Origin of the sequence: Streptosporangium sp. CA-135522, assembly GCF_050949235.1 — a bacterium.
Classification (GTDB): Bacteria; Actinomycetota; Actinomycetes; order Streptosporangiales; family Streptosporangiaceae; genus Streptosporangium.
Map to the genome: position 1 here is coordinate 3,294,386 of NZ_CP192026.1, position 22,259 is coordinate 3,316,644.

The following is a 22,259-nucleotide window of genomic DNA, read 5'->3' on the forward strand; positions in this document are numbered from 1 at the left end:
ATCGAAGCGATCACCGCCGGTCGCGCTCACGAGACTGTTCAGGGATAAGGGGGGTACACCGATGGCTGACCCGAAGGGTTTCCTCACGCACGGACGCGAGCTGCCGGCGCGCCGCCCGGTGGACGTGCGCATCCGCGACTGGCGGGAGGTCTACCAGGACTTTCCCAAGCCCGCTCTGACCAAGCAGGCCGCTCGTTGCATGGACTGCGGCATCCCGTTCTGCCACAACGGCTGCCCGCTGGGCAACCTCATCCCCGAGTGGAACGACCTGGTCTACCGCGACGACTGGCAGGAGGCCATCGAGCGCCTGCACGCCACCAACAACTTCCCGGAGTTCACCGGCCGCCTGTGCCCGGCGCCGTGCGAGGCGGCGTGCGTGCTCGGCATCAACTCCGACCCCGTCGCGATCAAGCGGGTCGAGGTCGAGATCATCGACCGGGCCTTCGACGAGGGCTGGGTCACCCCGCAGCTCCCGACGTCGAAGACCGGCAGGCGCGTCGCGGTGGTCGGCTCGGGTCCCGCGGGCCTGGCGGCCGCCCAGCAGCTCACCCGGGCCGGGCACGACGTGGTGGTCTTCGAACGGGCCGACCGGATCGGCGGCCTGCTCCGCTACGGCATCCCCGAGTTCAAGATGGAGAAGCGGCACATCGACCGTCGGCTCGCGCAGATGCGGGCCGAGGGCACCGAGTTCCGCACCGGCGTCAACATCGGCGTCGACATCACCGGGGCCCGGCTCCGCGAGGAGTTCGACGCGGTCGTCCTGGCCGGTGGCGCGACCCGGTGGCGGGACCTTTCCGTCGCCGGGCGCGATCTGAAGGGCGTCTACCAGGCGATGGAGTATCTCCCCCCGGCCAACAAGGTCCAGGAGGGCGACTACCCGGTCTCGCCGATCAACGCCGCGGGCAAGCACGTCGTCGTGATCGGCGGCGGCGACACCGGCGCCGACTGCATCGGCACCGCGATCCGCCAGGGGGCGGCCTCCGTCACCCAGCTGGAGATCATGCCCCAGCCTCCGGCGGACCGGCCGGGCAGCCAGCCGTGGCCCACCTTCCCCATCCTGTTCAAGATGGAGAGCGCCCACGAGGAGCTGGCCGACGGCGGCGGCGACCGGGTCTACGCGGTCTCCACCACCGAGTTCGTCGGCGACGCCGGCGGCAACGTCCGGGCGCTGCGCCTGGTCGAGGTCGAGGGCCCGGCGACCGGTTTCAAGCCGATCCCCGGAACCGAGCGGGAGATCCCGGCCGAGCTGGTCATGCTGTCGATGGGCTTCGTCGGTCCGGAGAAGGCCGGACTGCTGGAGGAGCTGGCCTCGGACGCCGGGGACGAGTTCTTCGACGCGCGGGGCAACGTGGCGCGCGACAAGGGCTACATGTCGTCGGTGGACGGCGTGTTCGTCGCCGGTGACATGGGCCGCGGCCAATCGCTGATCGTCTGGGCGATCGCCGAGGGCCGTTCGGCCGCGTCGGCGGTCGACCGCTACCTCACCGGCCAGACGGCCCTGCCGGTGGCGATCCCGCCGACCGCCCGGCCGCTGGTCTGACCGTTCCCGCGGTGTTTCCGGTACGGCGCCGCTCGCCGTACCGGAAATATCGGATGAATCAGTGTTCAGGTTGCTATGCCGGATATATCCCTGAAAGATGATTCTTCCTGTATGCGGGATGTGGGGGATATATGAATCGGTGGAGCGGCCGCCTGACCGGCGCAGCGACGGCGGTGGCTCTGGTGGGCGCCCTCACCGCGGGCGCCCTGCCCGGCGGGGCGGCGTCCGCGAGCGGGCAACTCCGCGACTACCTGGTCTTCTACTCCGACGGCGCCCGGGACCGGGCGGTCGCCGCGATCGAGGCGGGCGGCGGCACCGCGCTGTCCACCGAGCCCAGGCTCGGCTACGTCATCGCCACGGGCCCCGGTGACCGCTTCGTCGAGGGCCTCGCCGGCAGCGACGCCGTCGCGGGAGTCTCCTCCAACCGCAAGATCGGCTCGGCGACGGCGCTCCCCGCGACCGCCTCCGCCGGCCGGGTGAGCGCCCCGGACGTCCGCCAAGCCCCGCTCCCGCGCGGTGCCGAGCCGCTGTCACGCGGTGCGGAGCCGCTGGCCGGACGGCAGTGGGACATGAAGATGATCGGCGCCACCGTCGACGGTTCCTACGCCACCGCCCCCGGCAGCAAGAAGGTGCTCGTGGGCGTCATCGACACCGGCGTGGACGGCAGGCACCCCGACATCGCGCCCAACTTCAACCGCGCGCTGAGCCGCAACTTCGTGACCGACATGCCGAAGGACTCCAAGGGAGTGGTCTTCGACGGACCCTGCGAGTTCAAGGGATGCAAGGACCCGGTCGACTGGGACGACGACGGCCACGGCACCCACGTCGCCAGCACGATCGGCTCGCCCATCAACGGCCTGGGCATCGCCGGCGTCGCCCCGCGGGTGTCCCTCGTCAACCTGCGCGCCGGCCAGGACGCCGGTCTGTTCTTCCTCAAGCCCAGCCTCGACGCGCTCACCTACGCGGGCGACGTCGGGATCGACGTGGTCAACATGAGCTACTACGTCGACCCCTGGCTCTTCAACTGCAAGGCCAACCCGGCCGACTCCAAGGCCGAGCAGCTGGAGCAGCGCGGGGTGATCACCGGTATGCAGCGCGCGCTCGACTACGCCCGCAAACGCGGCGTCACCCTCATCAGCGCCCTCGGCAACGACCTCAACGACCTCGGCAAGCCCAAGGTCGACTCGATCAGCCCCGACTATCCGGACGACTCCGTGCGGGTGCGCAAGGTCGACAACTCCTGTGTCAACGTCCCGGCCGAGTCCCGAGGCGTCATCTCGGTGTCGGCGCTCGGCAAGAGCGGGCGCAAGGCCTACTACTCCGATTACGGCGTCGAGCAGACGGACCTGTCGGCGCCCGGTGGGGACGAGTACGACGGCACCGGCAAGCCTGACAGCACCAGGAGCATCCTGGCCGCAGCCCCCGAGCACGTGCTCCGCGCCCAGGGCCTGATCGCCGGTGACGGCCGTACCAAGGGCTCCTCCGCCGTCCGTGACTGCCGTAACGGCACCTGCGCCTACTACCAGTACCTCGCCGGCACCTCCATGGCCTCACCGCACGCCGCCGGTGTCGCCGCCATCCTCATCAGCCGCTTCGGCAAGCCGCGCAAGGACGGTGTCGGCATGCGTCCCGCCGACGTCGAGCGCCTGCTCTACGCCACCGCCACCAAGAAGCCCTGCCCCTCGCCGCGCAAGCACGTCTACCTCATCGAAGACCAGAAGTTCACCCAGACCTGCGAGGGGTCCAGGTCTCGCAACGGTTTCTACGGCCGCGGCGTCGTCAACGCCGCCAAGGCCGCCACCGTCAAGCGCTGACAGAGCCCCTTGGACAACCCCTCAGGCAGCTCCTCCTCATCGACCGGGCCGCCGCCGCGTAGGGGGAGTCGCCGTATCGTCGAGCCCGGCGCCCGGCCGTACAGCGCCCCGGCGAGCGCGCACGCCGCGACCAAGCATCCACCTTGACCATCGCGGCTCTGTTCGCATGTCCGCGGGCACGCCGTCGAAGCGGCCCCTCAACGCCTCCTCGGCGACCGATGAAGATCCGATGAGAAGTCCCGACGGGACGCGGAGGCCGGTTCGCCGCCCGCCGTCGACGGACGGTAGCGTGATGTCACCGAGTTTTTCATCGGTGCTCCGGCCAACGTAACAACCAAGTGGTCTGTACCAATTAGGGTGGGACCCGTGACCCGTCGCGCGAAAATCGTCTGCACTCTCGGCCCTGCCACCTCCTCTCCGGAACGCCTCCGCGAGCTCATCGCCGCCGGCATGGACGTGGCCCGTTTCAACCTCAGCCATGGCAGCCACGAGCTGCACAAAGAGGTCTACGACAGGGTGAGGGAGGTTGCCGCCGAGCTCGGTCGCGGGGTGGGCGTGCTGGCCGACCTGCAGGGCCCCAAGATCCGGGTCGGGAAGTTCGAGGAGGGCCCGGTCCGTCTGGGCTTCGGTGACGTCTTCACCATCACCACCGAGGAGGTGCCGGGCGACCGCGAGCAGGTCTCCACGACCTACCTCGGCCTGCCCAAGGACGTCCGCCCCGGCGACAGCATCCTCGTCGACGACGGCCGCGTCCACCTGGAGGTGACCAGGGTCGACGGCCGGCGGATCACCACCCGCGTGATCATCGGCGGCATGATCTCCGACAACAAGGGCCTCAACCTGCCCGGTGTCAACGTCAGTGCCCCGGCCCTCACCGACAAGGACGAGACCGACCTGCGCTGGGCTCTGCGCACCGGATTCGACCTCATCGCGCTCTCCTTCGTCCGCCGTCCCTCCGACGCCGACGTGGTGCGCAACATCATGGAGCAGGAGGCCGTCCGCCTCCCGCTGCTCGCCAAGATCGAGAAGCCGCAGGCCGTGGAACGGCTGCCGGAGATCATCGAAGCCTTCGACGGCATCATGGTCGCCCGCGGCGACCTCGGCGTCGAGCTGCCCCTCGAAGAGGTGCCGATCGTGCAGAAGCGCGCCATCGAGCTCTGCCGGGAGAAGGCCCGCCCGGTCATCGTCGCCACCCAGATGCTCGACTCGATGATCAGCGCGCCGCGTCCCACCCGCGCCGAGGCCTCCGACGTCGCCTACGCGGTCATGGACGGCGCCGACGCGGTCATGCTCTCCGGCGAGACCTCGGTCGGCAACTACCCCATCGAGGTCGTGCAGACCATGAGCCGCATCGCCAGCGCGGCGGAGAAGACCTCGCTGCAGGCCACTCACAGCCTCGACCGGCTGCCGGAGACCACCGGCGGGGCCATCGCACGTGCCGCGGCCGAGGTCGGCGCCATCGTCGGCGCCAAGGCTCTGGTCGCCTTCACCATGTCCGGTGAGACCGCCCGCCGTCTGGCACGCTACCGGTCGCCGATCCCGCTGCTGGCCTTCACCTCCTCGCCGCACGTCCGCAACCAGCTCGCGCTGACCTGGGGCGTGGAGACCTTCGAGGTGCCGTTCGTCCATCACACCGACGACATGGTCCGCCAGGTCGAGGCCTCACTGCTGGCCAACGCCCGCCTGGAGAAGGGCGACAAGGTCGTCATCGTCGCCGGGTCGCCTCCCGGCACGGCCGGTTCCACCAACGCCCTGCGCGTCCACACCATCGGCGCGGCCGTCTCCAACCTCTCCTGAGGTCCTCACTGCGGTACGGCCGCCGCCTCAGCGGCGGCCGTGCGCCCATGTCCGCAGATACAACGGGCGTCCCTTGTCCTCGCCGGGGATCGGCGGCGCGTCGGTCAGGTGGTATCCGGCCGCGCGCGCGACCGCCTCGCTCGCCGCGTTGCCCGCCTCGATCTCCAACAGCAGCCGGGTGATCCCCATCGTGTCGCGGGCGAAGCCCGTCATCACCCGCACAGCCCTGGCGGCCAGTCCCCGGCCCCGGTGCGCCGCCCCCACGATGTAGCCGATCTCCGCGACGTCCAGGCCCGTCCCGGCCAACATGAGCATCACCTCGCCCACGGGCTCGTGCCCGTCGACGGTGATGGCGAGCTGGACCCGCCGTCCCTCCGCCCGCCTCTCCCCGGCCCTCTTCAGATAGATCCGTGCCGCGCCCAGATCGAACGGGGTGACCAGCGGTGTCCAGTAGGCGACGTCGGGGTCGTCGAACAGCCCCACCATCGCCGCCAGGTCGCCGTCGTCCCACTCGCGCAGCATCAGGCCGTGCCCGCTCAGCCGGAGGCCGGTGGGAAAGCTCACCGGAACGCCGCTTCGACCCGCCTCAATGTGGCTCACCGCTCGCCCATGCCTTCTGCTCCCGAATCCCCGGGTCCATCTGATTCGCCGCTTCCCGGGCAACCTACTCGACCACCGCCTCCGGCTTTCATCCCCCGTCGGATCTTCGGTGTTTCGGTTCTACGGGCCTGCGTTTCCGGACGGGGCCGCGGCATCGGGGACGGCCTTGCCGGAGACGACGGCGCGCGGGCGGATGCCGCAGGTGGGCATGAGAAAACCGCCCGGTCGAGGACCGGACGGTTGCTTGTGCCCCGAGTGGGATTCGAACCCACACTAGATGGTGTTTGAGACCATTTCCTCTGCCGTTGGGATATCGGGGCATATTTCTAGACTTGCCTGGATTATCTGGGTGGACTGTGAGTTTACCCAGAACCGGATCACTCCCGGACACCGGCGTGGTCCTAATCTAGCGGACATCGGTACTCTCTTGCTCGTGAGTACGCAGCGGCGAGTGGTGATCGCGGAAGACGAGGCGCTGATCCGCCTCGATCTCAAGGAGATGCTGGAAGAAGACGGCTACGCCGTGGTGGGCGAGGCCGGAGACGGGGAGGCCGCGGTCAAGCTGGCCCTGGAGCACCGGCCCGACCTGGTGATCCTCGATGTGAAGATGCCCATCCTGGATGGGATCTCGGCCGCCGAGCAGATCGTGTCACAGCGGATCGCGCCGTGCCTGATCCTCACCGCCTTCTCGCAGCGGGATCTGGTCGAGCGGGCCAGGGACGCCGGGGCGATGGCCTACCTGGTGAAGCCGTTCACCAAGTCGGACCTGGTTCCCGCGATCGAGATGGCCGTCAGCAGGCACGAGGAGATCGCCGCCCTGGAGCGGGAGGTGGGAACGCTCTCGGAGCGGCTGGAGACGCGCAAGCTGGTCGAGCGGGCCAAGGGGCGGCTCATGGAGCAGCACGGTTGGAGCGAGCCACAGGCCTTCCGGTGGATCCAGAAGGCGTCGATGGACCGTCGGTTGAGCATGCGACAGGTGGCGCAGATCGTGCTGGACGGGACTCCCGGGCCCTCCGAGACCACGGAGACGACCGAGACCGGGGAGGCCTGAGAGGGCGCACCCACCGCGTCCCACCGCACCGTACGACCAAGAACCTTTACCCCGATAAGCCCGCGGATCCCCTTCAGGCGAGGGAATGCGTGGGCTTTCGTGTACCCGTAGTGATCATCTGGAGCGGGGGAGGTCGCCAGTGACCATGGCTTTTGTCGCTGATAGCCGAAAAGGATCGGTGCTGTAACGAAACGGTAACTGGAGGCCGTCCTGTATCGACCCGTGACATCCGCTGGCTGTACTAACCGACACAACCCCCTGGCCACTCCGTCAGGGGAGGGCATCTGTAAACCCGTTCCCGAAGTGGGACCGGGCGAAAGGAAGGCAACCTTGCGGCCTAAGACTGCTCGCCTCGGTGGAGTGCTCGCTGCCGGTGTGGCGCTCACCCTCGGTCTCGCTGCCTGTGGTGATGGCGGCACGGAGGCCAAGCCGGCGGACGGCGGCTCCAGCGCTGCCGCTCCCAGCACCGTCAAGATCGGTTTCATGGGCGACCTGACCGGCCCCAACGCCGGCATCGTGATCCCGCCCAGGAACGGCGCCAAACTCGTCATCGACGAGTACAACAAGACCAACCCGGCCGTGAAGATCGAGCTGGCCGAGTACGACAGCCAGGGCGACGCCTCCAAGGCCGTCGCGCTGGCCCAGCAGGCCATCAAGACCGACAAGATCGTCGGCCTGATCGGCCCGGCCTTCTCCGGCGAGTCCGCCCAGGTCGGCCCGGTGCTGGAAGAGGCGGAGATCCCCAGCATCACCGCCTCGGCGACCAACACCAAGCTCGCCGAGAACGGCTGGAAGTTCTGGCACCGCGTTCTGCCGAACGACGGCGTCCAGGGCCCCGGCATCGCCGACTTCATCGCCGGCGCCGCCGCCGGGAAGAACGTCTTCGTGATCGACGACAAGTCGGAGTACGGCAAGCCGCTGGCCGACGCGGTCCGGGCGCAGCTCGGCACCAAGGGCGTCAAGGTGACCAGCGACTCGCTCGACCCGTCGGAGAGCGACTTCTCCTCGGTCGTCAACAAGGTCGCCGCGACCAAGCCCGACGCGCTGTTCTTCGGCGGCTACTACGCCGCGGGCGGCAACCTGCTCAAGCAGCTGCGCGACAAGGGCGTCAAGGACACCAAGTTCTTCTCCGGTGACGGCTCGCTGGACAAGGGCCTCATCGACGGCGCCGGCGCCCCGAACGCCGAGGGCGCCCTGGTCGGCTGCCCGTGCTACATCGCCACCCCGGACGTCACCGACGCCAAGGTCAAGGGCTTCGCCGACGCCTACAAGGCGGCTTTCAGCGCCGACCCGGCGATCTACGCGGCCGAGGGCTACGACGCCGCGACGGTCTTCGTCGAGGCGATCAAGGCCGGCAACACCACCACCGCCAAGATCAACGAGTTCATCAAGACCGTTGACCTGGCCGGTGTCTCCAAGCAGGTCAAGTTCGCGGCCAACGGCGAGGTCGAGGCCAAGGACATCTACATGTACCAGGTCAAGAACGGCGCCATCACGCTGCTCGGCAAGGCGGCCGAGGCCAAGCTGGGCTAGCCGCGAGCTCGAGAACAGTAGGTAGTTGACGCGCGGGGAGCGGGAACGCCGCGATGGGTTCCCGCTCCCCGCGTACTTCCAGAGAGTCCACGAGGCCCTGCTGGAAGCGGTGTGCTACCGGCAGTGCAGGCGACCCCCGCTAGAAGTGGTAACCCCTAGTGCTCAATGACTTCATCAACCAGTTCTGGCCGGCCACGATCGATGGCCTGGCCTTCGGCTCGATCTACGCCCTGATCGCGCTCGGCTACACCATGGTGTACGGCGTGCTGCGGCTGATCAATTTCGCGCATTCCGAAGTGTTCATGATCGGCACGTTCGGGGCGATGTTCGTCCCGTTCGTGCTCGGTATCAATTCCGCGCTCACCGGCCTGGCCCTGGTCGGTGTGATCATCGCGATGATCCTGGCCGGCATGCTGGCCTCGGCCGGCACCGCGATCGCGCTGGAACAGATCGCCTACCGGCCGCTACGCAGGCGCGGCGCCTCCCGGCTGGCCGCGCTGATCTCGGCGATCGGCGCGTCGATCTTCCTGCAGGAACTGTTCGCCCTGCTGGTCATCCCGCAGGTGTTCAACCGCCCGCAGCAGGGCCGCATCCAGATGGGCCTGCCCCGGCTGATGGAAAAGACCGAACTGTTTTCACTGTTCGGTCACTCGGTGCGGGTCGATCAGGTCCTGGTGATCGTGGCCGCGATCGGCATGATGATCGCGCTGGACGCGCTGGTCAACCGCACGAAGATCGGCCGCGGCATCCGCGCCACCGCACAAGACCCCGAGGCGGCGGTGCTGATGGGGGTGGACATCAACCGAATCGTGCGGATGACGTTCTTGATCGGCGGCGGCATGGCCGGCGTGGCCGGCGCGCTGTATCTGATCTCCTATGAAAACACCAACTACTACATCGGGTTCCTGTTCGGGATCAAGGCGTTCACCGCGGCGGTACTGGGCGGGATCGGTAACCTGCGGGGCGCGTTGGTCGGCGGAGTCGTGCTCGGCCTGGTGGAGAACTACGGAGCGATCTTCTTCGGCTCCGACTGGAAACACGTGATCTCCTTCACCATCTTGGTCTTGGTCTTGATGTTCCGGCCCACCGGCATCCTCGGTGAATCACTTCAGCAGGCGCGCGCATGAACCACAAAAACTCCCTGGAAGCCTTCCGGCACAAGGCCGGCCACTACGGCGATGTGCTGCATGAGCGGTGGCTGAGCACGCCGGGCTGGCAGCGGTGGATGCTGTACGTGGCGCTGATCATCGGCGCGCTGCTGCTGCCCTCCGAGAGCATCGGCTCGTTCATGTCGCCCTACACCGACTGGGCGAGCATCCTGTTCTTCCCGATCGGCACCTATGTGGTGTTGGCCATCGGGTTGAACGTGGTGGTCGGTCAGGCCGGCCTGCTCGACCTGGGCTATGTCGCGTTTTACGCGGTCGGCGGCTATTCGATGGCACTGCTCGGGACCCGGCTGGGCTGGAACTTCTGGCTCATCTTGGTGGTGGGCATCGCGATCTGCGCGTTGTCGGGGATCACGTTGGGTGGTCCGACGCTGCGGTTGCGCGGCGACTATCTGGCGATCGTCACGCTGGGCTTCGGTGAGATCATCCGGATCACCGCCCGCAACACCGACGCGATCGGCGGCCCGAACGGTATCCGCGGCATTCCGCACCCGCCCAGTTGGGGCGAGGGTTTCGAGCTGTTCGGGGTCAAGGTCTTCAAGTACGGGGTGCTGGATCCGCGGCCGTATTACTACCTGCTGGTCGCGCTCGCCGTGATCGTGATCATTTTGGTCAAGCGGTGGGAGAAGAGCCGGGTCGGCCGGGCCTGGGCGGCGATCCGGGAGGATGAGGACGCGGCCGAGGTGATGGGCGTGCCCACGTTTAGGTTCAAGATGCTGGCCTTCGCCATCGGCGCCTCGATCGGCGGGACGATGGGCGTGTTGTGGGCCTCGAAGGTCATCTCAATCAACCCGAACGATTTCCAGTTCCTGTTGTCGGCGACGATTTTGGCCGCGGTGGTCATGGGCGGCGCGGGCAATTTGCCGGGGGTGATGCTGGGGGCGTTCGTGGTGGCGTGGCTGCCGGAGCGTTTCCGGGGTCTGCAGGAGTACCGCATGCTGATCTTCGGCGCGGTGCTGGTGGCGCTGATGATCTTCCGTCCGCAGGGGTTGCTGCCCTCCCGGCAGCGTAAGGCGGAGTTGCAGGAGGGCTCGGGCGGGATGGGCACGCTCGGCGCCGAGGTGCCCGGGCCCGAGTCACGGGGCGAGGAGGTGGCCTCCAAGTGAGCGCCGACAACAACACGACCGACACGACCAACGGCGGCAACGCCAGCACCCCGGTGGCCGGTGCGGCGACTGGGCGGACGATGCTGCAGCTGGACAACGTGGTGATGCGCTTCGGCGGCGTCACCGCGCTGAAGAATGTGGACTTCACCATCAACGAGGGGGAGATCTTCGCGCTGATCGGCCCGAACGGTGCGGGCAAGACCACGGTGTTCAACGTGATCACCGGCGTCTACCAGCCGACCGAGGGACAGGTGCGCTTCCAGGGCGAGAAGATCAGCGGCGTCAAACGCTTCAAGATCACCAAGCGGGGTATCGCCCGGACCTTCCAGAACATCCGGCTGTTTCACAACATGACCGCGATCGAGAACGTCATGGTCGGCGCCGATGCCCACCACCGCGCGGGCATGGTCAGCGTGGCGCTGGGCCTGCCCTGGCACCGCCAGGCCGAACGGCAGGGCCGGCAGCTGGCGATGGAGCTGCTCGACTTCGTCGGGATCGCGCACCGGGCCGAGCACGCGGCCAAGAACCTGCCCTACGGCGACCAGCGCCGGCTGGAGATCGCCCGGGCGCTGGCCACCCAGCCCAAGCTGCTGCTGCTGGATGAGCCGGCGGCCGGGATGAACCCGGCCGAGAAGGTCGCGCTGCAGCAGCTGATCCGCGACATCCGCGACGCCGGCCGCACCATTTTGATCATCGAGCATGACATGAGCCTCATCATGGGCATCAGCGACCGGATCGCGGTGCTGGACTTCGGCCAGAAGATCGCCGATGGGCTGCCGGATGAGGTGCGAAACGACCCCCGGGTCGTCGAGGCGTATTTGGGGGCTCCGGCCGATGCTTCTTGAGATCAACGACATTCGTGTCCACTACGGCAAGATCGAGGCGCTCAAGGGCATCTCGGCGCAGGTGAACGAGGGCGAGATCGTCACGCTGATCGGCGCCAACGGGGCGGGTAAGACCACCACGCTGAAGACGATCTCGGGGCTGCGGGGTCTGTCGTCGGGCAGCATCGTCTTCGACGGCGTCGATATCAGCAAGATGGCCGGGCACAAGCGGGTGATGGCCGGGCTGGGGCAGGCGCCCGAGGGTCGCGGGGTGTTTCCCGGGATGACGGTGCACGACAACCTGCTGATGGGTGCCTACTCCCGCTCGGGTGACTTCACCGCCGATCTGGCGGAGGTCTATGAGCTGTTTCCGCGGCTGGCCGAGCGGCGGACCCAGATGGGCGGCACGATGTCGGGGGGTGAGCAGCAGATGCTGGCCATCGGCCGGGCGTTGATGGCCAAGCCGAAGGTGTTGTTGCTGGATGAGCCGTCGATGGGGCTGGCGCCGTTGATGGTGCAGCAGATCTTCACCATCATCGAGGAGATCAACCGGCGGGGGACCACGGTGTTGCTGGTGGAGCAGAACGCTCAGCAGGCGCTCAAGCTCGCGCATCGGGCGTATGTGCTGGAGACCGGCAAGGTCGTCAAGAGCGCGCCGGCGGCCGAGTTGCTCAACGATCCCGATGTCCAAGCCGCCTACCTCGGCGGCGGTCTCGGGCACGACACACCGCACTAGCCGGCGCGTCGGACGAGCCCCTCACTCAGGTGTGGACCGTACGGTAGGCACCGGACGGGCCCGCCGCGCACCCGTGCGCGGCGGGCCCGCTCAGGACCCGTCCAGACGACGCCGGGCCCTGTGCCCAGGTCGCGCTCAGGGCAGGGGGACCTTGACCCCGTCGGTGCTGCCGCCGACGCCGAGCGGTGGGTCGCCGAACAGCTGGATCGCGGCGACCTTCGCGTCCTTGGGGATGTCGAACCACAGGTCGAGCTCGATCCTGACCTCGGCGCCGAGCGGGAGCGTGTCGGGCTGGCGTTTGATGGCCTGGACGAACCTGTTGATGCCGTAGGTCGCGCCGTCGGCGGTGACGAGCTTCTGTCGTTTGGCGTCGAAGCGCGAGTTGGCGCGGCCCGGGTTCTCCACGACGACGCGCACGGCCACGTACTGGCCCTTGGCCGGCCATTCGGCGTGGGTGCCGAAGATCGTGCTCAGGCCCGTCTGCAGGCCGATCACCTGGAAGCGGCCGTCGCCGTCGGTCACCGGACGGGCGTTGATCGGACGCTCGCCGGGCCGTACCGGGCGCGGGGCCAGGTTGTAGGTGGGAGTGGGAGTGGGCGTGGCCGAGGGCGCCGACCCCGGCCGGCCGGTCTCGGTGCAGCCGGTGAGAAGGAGACCGACCAGGGCGGCGACGGTGAACCGCGTGAGAGGGCTGCGCACATCGGGCAACCTAACCGAGCCGGGGCGCCGGGTTCAACGCTTCGATGCTCGGCGTCTTCCGCCGGAGAACACGACGCTCTCTTCGGTGTACGGCAGGCGAAAAGAGATTTTGCATTGTTTGGCGGGTTCCGGGAACCGGTTTGAGGCACCCGGATCGCCGTCGCATGGGCGGAAAGCTGCAGCCGGGGTGACCTTCCGTGTTCGCCGGGCGAGGTGAAACCGACTTGAACTGCGGATATAGGCTATTTTCATGTCCCAGGACTCGATCCAACCGGCTTGAGTCCGTGACGGTCGGCTCGAAGAGGGGCCGTTGACCGTTCGATGAACGGGCGCGCCGGGATCTGTGCCGGAACAGGGCACCGACCAGGCGAATCCGAACGTGGTTGTTGTCCGAATTGTGTCGCATCAGTGATCTGCATGGTTATGCAGGTGGGGCAGCATCGCCAGCACTGAGGTGTCTGTTCGAGATGCGACATTGACCGTAAGGAGGCCTTTGTGGGCCTGAGTTTTGTTCCCCGCCGCGCGATCGCGGTGGGTGCGATGGTCGTCGCCGGTGCGCTCGGCCTGTCCGCCTGCGGCGGCGGCGGCACCACCGGTGCGAGCACCAGTGACAGTGCCTCGTCGAACGCCCCAGCGGCTGCGGGTGGTCCCAAGCTGGTCACCCCCGGCAAGTTGACCACCTGCACCAACCTTCCGTACGAGCCCTTCCAGTTCAAGCAGGGCGACAAGGTCGTGGGCTTCGATGTCGACATCGTCGACCTGGCGGCCAAGAAGCTCGGCCTGACACAGGAGATCGTCGACATCGACTTCGCCGTCATCAAGAGCGGCGCGGCGATGGCTGCGGGCAAGTGTGACGTGGCGGCCGCGGGCATGACCATCACCCCGGAGCGTCAGGCGAACATCGACTTCTCCGTACCCTACTTCGACGCCACCCAGGCGCTGCTGGCGAAGAAGGGCCTGGGCGTCAAGACGCTGGACGAGATCAAGGCCAAGAACCTCAAGCTCGGCGCCCAGGCCTCGACCACGGGTCTCGAGTACGTCAAGAAGCAGGGTCTCAACCCCAAGGAGTTCGCCGACTCCCCCAAGGAGCTCCTGGGTCTGCAGTCCGGCCAGGTGGACGTGATCGTCCAGGACCTGCCCGTCGTCCTGACCTGGCTGAAGAAGCCGGAGATCGCCGACAAGTTCGAACTGATCGGCAGCCTGGACACCGGTGAGCAGTACGGCATCGGCCTGAAGAAGGGCGCCGACCCGATCCTGCTCAAGACCATCAACGATGTGATCACCACGGCGAAGTCGGACGGCACTTACGAGCAGATCTTCGTGAAGTGGTTCGGCAAGAAGCCCGGCGAGCTCGGCTGATCCATGACCGACCAGTCGATGAAGACCGAGCCCGGTCCTGACGGGGGCGTTCCCCCCAGGACCGGGCTCAGTCCCCGTAAGAAACAGCAGATCAGCCGGACCGTCCAGTACGTCGTGCTGGTGGCCGCCGTGGCCTTCCTCCTTCTGCGCATCGAGTGGGGCAAGCTCGCCGAGAACTTCGCCAAGCCCGAGGTCGCGGGGGAGACGCTGCCGGACCTGTTCACGGTCGCGCTGAAGAACACGATCATCTACTCGGTGGGCGGCTTCTTCTTCGCCTTCCTTCTCGGTCTGCTGTTCGCGCTGATGCGGATGTCCTCGGTGCGGCCCTACCGGTGGATCGCGATCGCCTACATCGAGGTCTTCCGGGGCCTGCCGGCGCTGCTGATCTTCCTGCTCATCCTGTTCCTGCCGCTGGCCCTGCCGGGCTTCGAGGTGCCCGGCGGAACCTACGGCCAGGGCATCCTGGGCCTGACCATCGTGGGTTCGGCCTACATGGCCGAAACGCTCCGCGCCGGACTGCAGGCGGTTCCCAAGGGGCAGATGGAGGCGGCGCGCTCGCTGGGCATGTCACACGCGCGGGCCATGACGACCATCGTCATCCCGCAGGCGGTGCGCATCGTGATCCCGCCGACGACCAACCAGTTCGTGTCCCTGCTCAAGGACTCCTCGCTGGTGCTGTTCCTCGGCGTCTCCGGTGAGTACGTCGAGCTCACGAAATTCGGCAACGACATGGCGTCGACCTTCGCCAACGCCACGCCGATCCTGGTCGTCGGCGTGACGTACCTTCTGGTCACCATCCCGCTGGGCTATCTCGCGTCCCGGCTGGAGAAGCGTCAGGCGAGGGGACGGTGACTCCGGTGAACCACGCGGTCGAGATTCGTGACCTGCACAAGCGTTTCGGCAAGCTCGAGGTGCTGAAGGGGATCGACTTCGCCGTCGACCCCGGCCAGGTGGTCTGCGTCATCGGACCGTCGGGGTCGGGCAAGTCCACGCTGCTTCGTTGCGTGAACCTGCTGGAGCAGCCCACGTCGGGCAAGGTGGTCCTGGAGGGCATCGAGCTGACCGACCGCGACGTCGACATCGACGCCGCCCGTCGCCGGGTCGGCATGGTCTTCCAGCAGTTCAACCTGTTCCCCCACATGACCGCGCTGCAGAACGTCATGATCGCCCAGCGGCGGGTGCTCAAGCGGGGCAGGGCGGAGGCCGAGAAGATCGCCAGGGAGAACCTGGAGAAGGTCGGCATCGCCGACAAGTGCGACGCCTATCCGCTGCAGATGTCCGGCGGTCAGCAGCAGCGCGTGGCCATCGCCAGGGCGCTGGCGATGAGCCCGGCGCTGATGCTCTTCGACGAGCCCACCTCGGCGCTCGACCCGGAGCTGGTCGGCGACGTGCTCACGGTCATGCGCAAGCTGGCCGAGGAGGGGATGACCATGCTCGTGGTCACCCACGAGATGGCGTTCGCCCGGGACGTGGCCGACCGGGTGGTCTTCATGGACGGGGGCGTGATCGTGGAGGACGGTCCGGCCGCCCAGGTGATCGGCGACCCGAAGCACGAGCGCACCAAGACCTTCCTGCGCCGCGTGCTCGACCCCACCCACACCGACGTCTGAGGCGTTCGCTCCGGTGAAGCCCGCGCCCGCGTGGCGCGGGCTCTGCCTTGTTCACCGTATGCGCGCCGCGTGTCAGCCGCATGCCGGCCGCACGCCGGCATGCGGCTACGCGAGCCCGGGAGAGGCCTTTGGCGCCGTGCAGAGCTTCCCCGACCCTGCACGTTTTCTACTCAGCCTCCCCGCGGGCGTCGCTGTCACCCACGGTAGCGACTCATGTGGCAAGAGTCCAAAAGGTGAGGTGCTGTTACGGACGAATATGCATGTGATCAAACGTCGCGCAACATGCAGGTGAGCCGTGAGGTGCACACGCGCCGGCCCTGATCGTCGGTGATCTCGATGTCGTAGGTGGCGAGCGTCCGGCCCCCGTGAAGGAGGGTCGCCACACCGGTGACGTGCCCGGAACCGGCCGGACGGTGGTGGGTGGCGCTGATCTCGACACCCACGGCCATGCGTCCGGCGCCCGCGTGGAGGCTCGCACCGGTCGAGCCGAGGGTCTCGGCGAGCACGCACGAGGCGCCGCCGTGCAGCACGCCGTACAGCTGGACGTTGCCCTCGACCGGCATCCGGCCGACCACGCGCTCGGGGGTGGCCTCGGTGATCTCGATGCCCATCCGCTCCACGAGCGTGTCGCGGTAGGAGGCGCCGAGCCGCTCTTCCAGGCGACGGGCCACTTCCGCGAGGTCTGGCATGGTCAAGGGGACGTCTCCTGTCGTGCGCGGCCAGGTTTTCTGTCGCACCAGCAGACTAGGCTTCCGTTGTGCCGAAGAGCGAAGCGACCCCCAATCGTCCGTGTCTCCTGCTGCTGGACGGGCATTCACTGGCCTACCGGGCCTTCTACGCCCTGCCGGAGGAGAATTTCTCCACGACGACGGGTCAGACGACAAACGCGGTCTACGGATTCACGTCGATGCTGGTCAACGTGCTCCGCGACGAGCAGCCCACGCACGTGGCGGTCTGCTTCGACCGGTCGGAGCCGACGTTCCGGCACGAGGAGTACTCCGACTACAAGGCGAACCGGAGCGCGAGCCCCGACAGTTTCCGCAGCCAGATGAGCCTGATCCACGAGATGCTCGACGCGCTGCGCGTCCCGCACCTGTCGCTGGCGGGCTACGAAGCCGACGACCTGATCGCCACCCTCGCCACCCAGGCCGCCGGGCAGGGGATGAACGTCCTGGTCGTCACCGGCGACCGTGACGCGCTGCAGCTGGTCGACGAGCGCGTGACGGTGCTGATGACCCGGGTCGGGATCAGCAACATGACCAGGTTCACCCCCGAGGCGGTGCTGGAGAAGTACGAGCTCACCCCCGTCCAGTACCCCGACTTCGCGGCCATCCGCGGCGACTCCAGCGACAACCTGAAGAACATCCCCGGGGTGGGAGAGAAGACCGCGGCCAAGTGGATCCGCGAGTTCGGCTCGCTGGAGGAGCTGGTCAACCGGATCGACGAGGTCAAGGGCAAGGTCGGCGACAAGCTCCGCGACCACCTCGACCAGGTCCTGATGAACCGCCGCCTCACCCAGCTCATGCGCGACGTCCCGCTGGAGCACGAGGTCTCCGGCCTGACGATCGGCCAAGGAGACCGCGAGGAGATCAACAAGATTCTCGACACGCTGGAGTTCCGCGGGGAGCTGCGCGACCGGCTGTTCAAGACGCTCGGCTCCGCCGAGGTGGGGGCCGAGGAGGGCTTCGAGGTCGAGGCCGTCGCGCTCGGCCCCGGCCAGGTGGCGGAGTGGCTGCGGGAGCTGCCCGAGGGCCGGGCCGGGCTCGCCTTCAAGGGCGCCTACGGCAGCGGCACGGGCCGGATCGACAGCATCGCGATCGCCGCCCCCGGCGGCCGCGCCGCCTTCATCGACCCCACCGCGCTGACCGAGGACGACGAGACGGCTCTGCGCGCCTGGCTCTGCGACGAGTCCCGTCCCAAGGCCGTGCACGACGCCAAGGGGCCGATGCTGGCGCTGTGGGCGCAGGGGATGGATCTGCGCGGCCTGACCTGTGACACGGCGCTGGCGGCCTACCTGGCGATGCCGGGACAGCGGACCTTCCCGCTGGAGGACCTCGTGCGGGCCTATCTTCAGCGCGAGCTGCGCAGCGAGGCCGAGACCGGCGGCCAGGCCAGCCTCTTCGACGACGAGGACGACGACGCGGCCCGGGAGCTGGGCCTGCGGGCCATGGCCGTGCGGGAGCTGGCCGAGGCGCTGGAGGCCTTCCTGGAGCCGCGCGGCGGCACCCACCTGATGCGCGAGGTGGAGCTGCCGCTGGTGACCGTGCTCGCCGAGCTGGAGCGGGCCGGGATCGCCGCCGACAGCGCCCACTTCAGCGCCCTGGAGGCCGAGTTCGGCGCCTCGGTGAAGCAGGCCGTCGAGGCGGCGCACGCGGCCGTCGGGGAGCAGTTCAACCTGGGCTCGCCCAAGCAGTTGCAGGAGATCCTGTTCGTCCGGCTGAACCTGCCCAAGACCAAGAAGACCAAGACCGGCTACACCACCGACGCCGACGCGCTGGCCTGGCTGGCCGCGCAGACCGACCACGAGCTGCCGACCATCATGCTGCGCCACCGTGACCAGGCCAAGCTCAAGATCACGGTCGAGGGCCTGATCAAGGAGATCGCCGACGACGGGCGGATCCACACCACGTTCAACCAGATCGTGGCGGCCACCGGGCGGCTCAGCTCGGAGAAGCCCAACCTGCAGAACATCCCGATCCGCACCCTGGAGGGCCGCCGGATCCGGCAGGGCTTCGTGGTCGGGTCCGGTTACGAAACCCTGTTGACCGCCGACTACAGCCAGATCGAACTGCGGATCATGGCCCACCTGTCCGGCGACGAGTCGCTGATCGCGGCCTTCGAGTCCGGGCACGACTTCCACCAGGCCACCGCCGCGCGGGTCTTCGACATCAAGCCCGAGCAGGTGACGGGGGAGATGCGCGCCAAGATCAAGGCGATGAACTACGGCCTGGCCTACGGCCTGTCGGACTTCGGGCTGTCCGGGCAGCTCAACATCCCGGTGCCGGAGGCGAAGGCGCTCAAGGAGGAATACTTCGAGGAGTTCGGCGGCGTCCGCGACTTCCTCAACGCGATCGTCGCGCAGGCCAGGCAGGACGGCTACACCGAGACGATCATGGGCCGCCGCCGCTATCTGCCCGACCTGAACAGCGACAACCGCCAGCGCCGGGACATGGCCGAGCGGATGGCGCTCAACGCGCCGATCCAGGGGTCGGCGGCCGACATCATCAAGGTCGCCATGCTCAACGTGCGCGACGCCCTCAAGGAAGCGGCCCTGAGCTCCCGCATGCTCCTGCAGGTCCACGACGAGCTCGTGTTCGAGGTGGCGCCGGGAGAGCTGGAGACCCTGCGTGAGCTGGTCACCGACCGGATGAACGCGGCCTATTCCCTGCGGGTCCCGCTGGAGGTCTCCGTGGGTGTCGGTCGCACCTGGGAGGACGCCGGTCACTGACGCCGGTCACCGAGGCCGATCGTTGAGGATTGCCCGGCCTGCCCGACTCTGTTCTAGGGTGGTGATTCAGCCGGTATCTCGACGGGCACGGGAGTTTTGTGCGGAGTTCATCCCCCCTCACGAAGATCATCATGATGGCCAACGCCGTGGTGGTGGCCGCGGCGGTGGTGGTGCTTGCCACGCTGCCCACGGCGGCCGTCCCGCGGCCCTCGCCGATGACGGGTGCGGCGACCGGCGCGGTGGCGGGCACGCCGTCGCCGTCGCCGTCACCTGATCTTCCCTCGGCCGATCTGCCACCGCCTGTTCAGGCGACCCCGGAGTTCGCCCGTCAGGTCAAGGCCAACGAGGCGGGGATGGTCCCGGTGCTGATGTACCACCGGATCATGAAAAAGCGGCTGGCCTCCATCGACCGCACGCCCTCCCAGGTGCGTCAGGAGATGGAGAAGCTGGCCAGGGGCGGCTACGTCCCGATCACCGCGCAGGAGTTCGTCACCGGGAAGATCGGCATTCCGGCGGGCAAGCACCCGGTCGTGCTGACCTTCGACGACGGGCACTCCAGCCACTTCGCCCTGGACGGCAACGGCATGCCGGCCAAGGACACCGCGGTCGAGATCATCTACCAGGTCGCGAAGAAGTATCCGGGCTTCCGGCCCGTCGCCACATTCTGGGTCAACCGCCAGCCGTTCGGCCTGCGCAGCCAGCGGGACCAGGCCCGAGCCGTGCAGTGGCTGACCTCCCGGGGGTTCGAGGTGGCCAACCACACCTGGAGCCATCCCTATCTGCCGGGTCTGTCGAAGAAGCGGATCGCCGAGCAGATCGTCCGGATCGAGCGGCTGCTCAAGAAACTCGGCACCGGCCCGTCCGACACGCTGGCGCTGCCCTTCGGCGCGATGCCGCGTAAAAGATCTACCGTGCAGTCGGGAAAATGGGACGGAACCCGCTTCGGATTCAAGGGCGTCTTCCTGGCAGGCGCGCAGCCGTCGGAATCGCCGTTCGTCAAGGACTTCGACTGGCGGGCCATCCAGCGGATCCAGAGCAACGGCAAGAAGGGGGAATGCCGCAAGTGGTGCTCGCAGTATTGGCTGGAGTGGCTGGGCAAACACCCCGACAGGCGCTACACGGCGGACGGCGACCCCGATCGCGTGTCAGTACCGCAAAAATTTCGGGGTATCATCACCTCGAAGCACAGGCAGCAGGTCAATGCCTATTAACGCCCTATTTCCGGCGTGTCGTGCCTTTGGATTGACCAGACTCGTCTGGTCTCATATGCTGATCGCTGCGCTGTGGGCTCGCGCGTGTCTCGGACGGAGTGGGCTCGCGCTCGGTCACGCCGATGAATTTTCCTTCGGCTGAACGATAAGAGGCCTGCCGCGTGTTCGCCACATCGACTTCTGTCCGCGTTCGGAGCAATTCCACACATGACGAGCAGCACTGAGGCCACCTCGAGCACCCCGCAGGTAGCGGTCAACGACATCGGTTCCGAGGAAGACTTCCTCGCAGCGATCGATCTGACCATCAAGTACTTCAACGACGGCGACATCGTCGAGGGCACCGTCGTCAAGGTCGATCGAGATGAAGTTTTGCTCGACATCGGCTACAAGACCGAGGGCGTCATCCCCTCGCGTGAGCTCTCGATCAAGCACGATGTCGATCCCGCGGACGTCGTCGAGGTTGGCGAGCACGTCGAGGCCCTTGTCCTCCAGAAGGAGGACAAGGAAGGCCGCCTGATCCTGTCCAAGAAGCGCGCTCAGTACGAGCGGGCCTGGGGCACGATCGAGAAGATCAAGGACGAGGACGGCATCGTCACCGGCACCGTCATCGAGGTCGTCAAGGGTGGTCTCATCCTCGACATCGGCCTCCGCGGCTTCCTGCCGGCGTCCCTGGTCGAGATGCGCCGCGTCCGTGACCTTCAGCCGTACGTGGGCCGTGAGCTCGAGGCGAAGATCATAGAGCTGGACAAGAACCGCAACAACGTGGTTCTCTCCCGCCGCGCCTGGCTTGAGCAGACCCAGTCCGAGGTTCGCCAGACGTTCCTCAACACCCTGCAGAAGGGTCAGGTCCGCAAGGGCGTCGTCTCCTCGATCGTCAACTTCGGTGCGTTCGTGGACCTCGGCGGCGTCGACGGTCTGGTTCACGTCTCCGAGCTCTCCTGGAAGCACATCGACCACCCCTCCGAGGTTGTCGAGGTCGGCCAGGAGGTCACCGTCGAGGTTCTCGACGTCGACATGGAGCGCGAGCGGGTCTCCCTGTCGCTCAAGGCGACGCAGGAAGACCCCTGGCAGCAGTTCGCCCGCACCCACCAGATCGGTCAGGTCGTCCCGGGTCGCGTCACCAAGCTGGTGCCGTTCGGTGCGTTCGTCCGCGTCGAGGAGGGCATCGAGGGCCTGGTCCACATCTCCGAGCTGGCCGAGCGCCACGTCGAGATCCCCGAGCAGGTCGTCCAGGTCGGCGACGAGATCTTCGTGAAGATCATCGACATCGACCTGGAGCGTCGTCGGATCTCGCTGTCGCTCAAGCAGGCGAACGAGAGCGCGACCGGCGCCGACATCGAGTTCGACCCCACGCTCTACGGCATGGCGGCGACCTACGACGACCAGGGCAACTACATCTACCCCGAGGGCTTCGACTCCGAGACCAGCGAGTGGCTCGAGGGCTTCGAGAAGCAGCGCGACGAGTGGGAGCGGCAGTACGCCGAGGCCCAGACGCGCTTCGAGGCTCACAAGAAGCAGGTCGAGGAGGCCCGCAAGGCCGAGGCCGAGGCGGGCGAGGCTGCCCCCACGTCCTACTCCGGTGAGACCCCGGCCGCTGGTTCGAGCTCCAGCTCCAGCAGCTCCTCCGCTCCGGCGGCGGGTGCCCTCGCTTCCGACGAGGCTCTCGCGGCGCTGCGCGAGAAGCTCGCGGGCGGCCAGAGCTGACATCGGCGACACGGTAGAGATCTGAGGATCTGAGGAAGGGCCCCGCTGCGGCGGGGCCCTT

At 67.6% G+C, this 22,259-nt stretch carries 18 protein-coding genes and 1 tRNA gene; 15 read left to right on the plus strand and 4 right to left on the minus strand.

What is annotated here, in order from left to right; genetic code table 11:
* The first annotated feature begins 61 nt into the window (after positions 1 to 61).
* From ACQPYK_RS15555 to pyk, 3 genes are all read left to right on the plus strand, one after another.
* Positions 62 to 1,540 carry a glutamate synthase subunit beta gene (locus tag ACQPYK_RS15555; RefSeq protein ID WP_433255829.1) on the plus strand — a complete coding sequence of 493 codons (1,479 nt, stop codon included), beginning with the start codon at positions 62 to 64 and terminating at the stop codon, positions 1,538 to 1,540.
* 131 nt (positions 1,541 to 1,671) lie between these two features.
* The gene (locus tag ACQPYK_RS15560; RefSeq protein ID WP_433255831.1) at positions 1,672 to 3,354 is read left to right on the plus strand and encodes a S8 family peptidase; all 1,683 of its coding nucleotides are present in this window, start codon (positions 1,672 to 1,674) and stop codon (positions 3,352 to 3,354) included.
* 366 nt (positions 3,355 to 3,720) lie between these two features.
* Positions 3,721 to 5,151, plus strand: coding sequence for a pyruvate kinase (pyk, locus tag ACQPYK_RS15565; RefSeq protein ID WP_433255834.1), 1,431 nt, complete (start codon positions 3,721 to 3,723; stop codon positions 5,149 to 5,151).
* Between the two features lie 27 nt (positions 5,152 to 5,178).
* Here the strand turns inward: pyk and ACQPYK_RS15570 are convergent, their stop codons facing one another.
* Both ACQPYK_RS15570 and ACQPYK_RS15575 read right to left on the minus strand, forming a co-directional pair.
* Positions 5,179 to 5,715 (minus strand): GNAT family N-acetyltransferase, encoded by a 537-nt coding sequence (locus ACQPYK_RS15570; protein WP_433255837.1) that lies wholly within the window; start codon positions 5,713 to 5,715, stop codon positions 5,179 to 5,181.
* A 283-nt stretch (positions 5,716 to 5,998) separates the two neighbouring features.
* Positions 5,999 to 6,071: transfer RNA gene (locus tag ACQPYK_RS15575), tRNA-Leu, on the minus strand.
* A 113-nt stretch (positions 6,072 to 6,184) separates the two neighbouring features.
* On the opposite strand from ACQPYK_RS15575, the gene ACQPYK_RS15580 reads away from it, so the two are divergent.
* The 6 genes from ACQPYK_RS15580 (at position 6,185) to ACQPYK_RS15605 (ending at position 12,167) form a co-directional block, all read left to right on the plus strand.
* Positions 6,185 to 6,802, plus strand: coding sequence for an ANTAR domain-containing response regulator (locus ACQPYK_RS15580; RefSeq protein WP_433255840.1), 618 nt, complete (start codon positions 6,185 to 6,187; stop codon positions 6,800 to 6,802).
* Positions 6,803 to 7,132: 330 nt separating this feature from the next.
* Positions 7,133 to 8,335 (plus strand): branched-chain amino acid ABC transporter substrate-binding protein, encoded by a 1,203-nt coding sequence (locus tag ACQPYK_RS15585; RefSeq protein WP_433255842.1) that lies wholly within the window; start codon positions 7,133 to 7,135, stop codon positions 8,333 to 8,335.
* 158 nt (positions 8,336 to 8,493) lie between these two features.
* Positions 8,494 to 9,462, plus strand: a complete 969-nt coding sequence (locus ACQPYK_RS15590) for a branched-chain amino acid ABC transporter permease (RefSeq protein ID WP_433243758.1) — start codon at positions 8,494 to 8,496, stop codon at positions 9,460 to 9,462.
* The gene (locus tag ACQPYK_RS15595; RefSeq protein ID WP_433243761.1) at positions 9,459 to 10,607 is read left to right on the plus strand and encodes a branched-chain amino acid ABC transporter permease; all 1,149 of its coding nucleotides are present in this window, start codon (positions 9,459 to 9,461) and stop codon (positions 10,605 to 10,607) included. The genes ACQPYK_RS15590 and ACQPYK_RS15595 overlap by 4 nt, the downstream gene beginning before the upstream one ends.
* An 80-nt stretch (positions 10,608 to 10,687) precedes the next feature.
* Positions 10,688 to 11,452: an ABC transporter ATP-binding protein gene (locus ACQPYK_RS15600; RefSeq protein WP_433258809.1), complete on the plus strand. Its 765-nt coding sequence runs from the start codon at positions 10,688 to 10,690 to the stop codon at positions 11,450 to 11,452.
* Positions 11,442 to 12,167 carry an ABC transporter ATP-binding protein gene (locus ACQPYK_RS15605; RefSeq protein WP_433255844.1) on the plus strand — a complete coding sequence of 242 codons (726 nt, stop codon included), beginning with the start codon at positions 11,442 to 11,444 and terminating at the stop codon, positions 12,165 to 12,167. Before ACQPYK_RS15600 ends, ACQPYK_RS15605 begins: the two co-directional genes overlap by 11 nt.
* Before the next feature lie 135 nt (positions 12,168 to 12,302).
* On the opposite strand, the gene ACQPYK_RS15610 is transcribed toward ACQPYK_RS15605, so the two are convergent.
* Positions 12,303 to 12,866 (minus strand): DUF4352 domain-containing protein, encoded by a 564-nt coding sequence (locus tag ACQPYK_RS15610; RefSeq protein ID WP_433255846.1) that lies wholly within the window; start codon positions 12,864 to 12,866, stop codon positions 12,303 to 12,305.
* Between the two features lie 495 nt (positions 12,867 to 13,361).
* Here ACQPYK_RS15610 and ACQPYK_RS15615 point away from each other — a divergent pair, with 495 nt between their 5' ends.
* From ACQPYK_RS15615 to ACQPYK_RS15625, 3 genes are read left to right on the plus strand one after another with little or no spacing between them, the layout of a single operon-like run.
* Positions 13,362 to 14,225 carry an ABC transporter substrate-binding protein gene (locus ACQPYK_RS15615; protein ID WP_433255847.1) on the plus strand — a complete coding sequence of 288 codons (864 nt, stop codon included), beginning with the start codon at positions 13,362 to 13,364 and terminating at the stop codon, positions 14,223 to 14,225.
* A 3-nt stretch (positions 14,226 to 14,228) separates the two neighbouring features.
* A complete protein-coding gene (locus ACQPYK_RS15620) occupies positions 14,229 to 15,077 on the plus strand; it encodes an amino acid ABC transporter permease (protein ID WP_433255848.1) in 849 nt (282 codons plus the stop codon).
* On the plus strand, positions 15,074 to 15,835 hold the full coding sequence (locus tag ACQPYK_RS15625) for an amino acid ABC transporter ATP-binding protein (protein WP_433255849.1): 762 nt from the start codon (positions 15,074 to 15,076) through the stop codon (positions 15,833 to 15,835). Before ACQPYK_RS15620 ends, ACQPYK_RS15625 begins: the two co-directional genes overlap by 4 nt.
* A 266-nt stretch (positions 15,836 to 16,101) precedes the next feature.
* On the opposite strand, the gene ACQPYK_RS15630 is transcribed toward ACQPYK_RS15625, so the two are convergent.
* A complete protein-coding gene (locus ACQPYK_RS15630) occupies positions 16,102 to 16,446 on the minus strand; it encodes a PaaI family thioesterase (protein WP_433258811.1) in 345 nt (114 codons plus the stop codon).
* Positions 16,447 to 16,592: 146 nt separating this feature from the next.
* On the opposite strand from ACQPYK_RS15630, the gene polA reads away from it, so the two are divergent.
* The 3 genes from polA (at position 16,593) to rpsA (ending at position 22,198) form a co-directional block, all read left to right on the plus strand.
* Positions 16,593 to 19,283, plus strand: a complete 2,691-nt coding sequence (polA, locus tag ACQPYK_RS15635; protein ID WP_433255850.1) for a DNA polymerase I — start codon at positions 16,593 to 16,595, stop codon at positions 19,281 to 19,283.
* Between the two features lie 131 nt (positions 19,284 to 19,414).
* Positions 19,415 to 20,494 carry a polysaccharide deacetylase family protein gene (locus ACQPYK_RS15640; RefSeq protein ID WP_433255852.1) on the plus strand — a complete coding sequence of 360 codons (1,080 nt, stop codon included), beginning with the start codon at positions 19,415 to 19,417 and terminating at the stop codon, positions 20,492 to 20,494.
* Positions 20,495 to 20,701: 207 nt separating this feature from the next.
* On the plus strand, positions 20,702 to 22,198 hold the full coding sequence (rpsA, locus tag ACQPYK_RS15645; RefSeq protein ID WP_433255854.1) for a 30S ribosomal protein S1: 1,497 nt from the start codon (positions 20,702 to 20,704) through the stop codon (positions 22,196 to 22,198).
* The last annotated feature ends 61 nt before the right edge of the window (positions 22,199 to 22,259 follow it).

Excerpts from the sequence above, each read along its gene's own strand:
- ACQPYK_RS15595 (WP_433243761.1), top strand. The coding sequence starts at position 9,459 with ATGAACCACAAAAACTCCCTGGAAGCCTTCCGGCACAAGGCCGGCCAC.
- rpsA (WP_433255854.1), top strand. The coding sequence starts at position 20,702 with ATGACGAGCAGCACTGAGGCCACCTCGAGCACCCCGCAGGTAGCGGTC.
- ACQPYK_RS15640 (WP_433255852.1), top strand. The coding sequence starts at position 19,415 with ATGATGGCCAACGCCGTGGTGGTGGCCGCGGCGGTGGTGGTGCTTGCC.
- ACQPYK_RS15620 (WP_433255848.1), top strand. The coding sequence starts at position 14,229 with ATGACCGACCAGTCGATGAAGACCGAGCCCGGTCCTGACGGGGGCGTT.
- ACQPYK_RS15600 (WP_433258809.1), top strand. The coding sequence starts at position 10,688 with ATGCTGCAGCTGGACAACGTGGTGATGCGCTTCGGCGGCGTCACCGCG.
- ACQPYK_RS15605 (WP_433255844.1), top strand. The coding sequence starts at position 11,442 with ATGCTTCTTGAGATCAACGACATTCGTGTCCACTACGGCAAGATCGAG.
- ACQPYK_RS15555 (WP_433255829.1), top strand. The coding sequence starts at position 62 with ATGGCTGACCCGAAGGGTTTCCTCACGCACGGACGCGAGCTGCCGGCG.
- ACQPYK_RS15560 (WP_433255831.1), top strand. The coding sequence starts at position 1,672 with ATGAATCGGTGGAGCGGCCGCCTGACCGGCGCAGCGACGGCGGTGGCT.
- ACQPYK_RS15630 (WP_433258811.1), bottom strand. The coding sequence starts at position 16,446 with ATGGGCATCGAGATCACCGAGGCCACCCCCGAGCGCGTGGTCGGCCGG.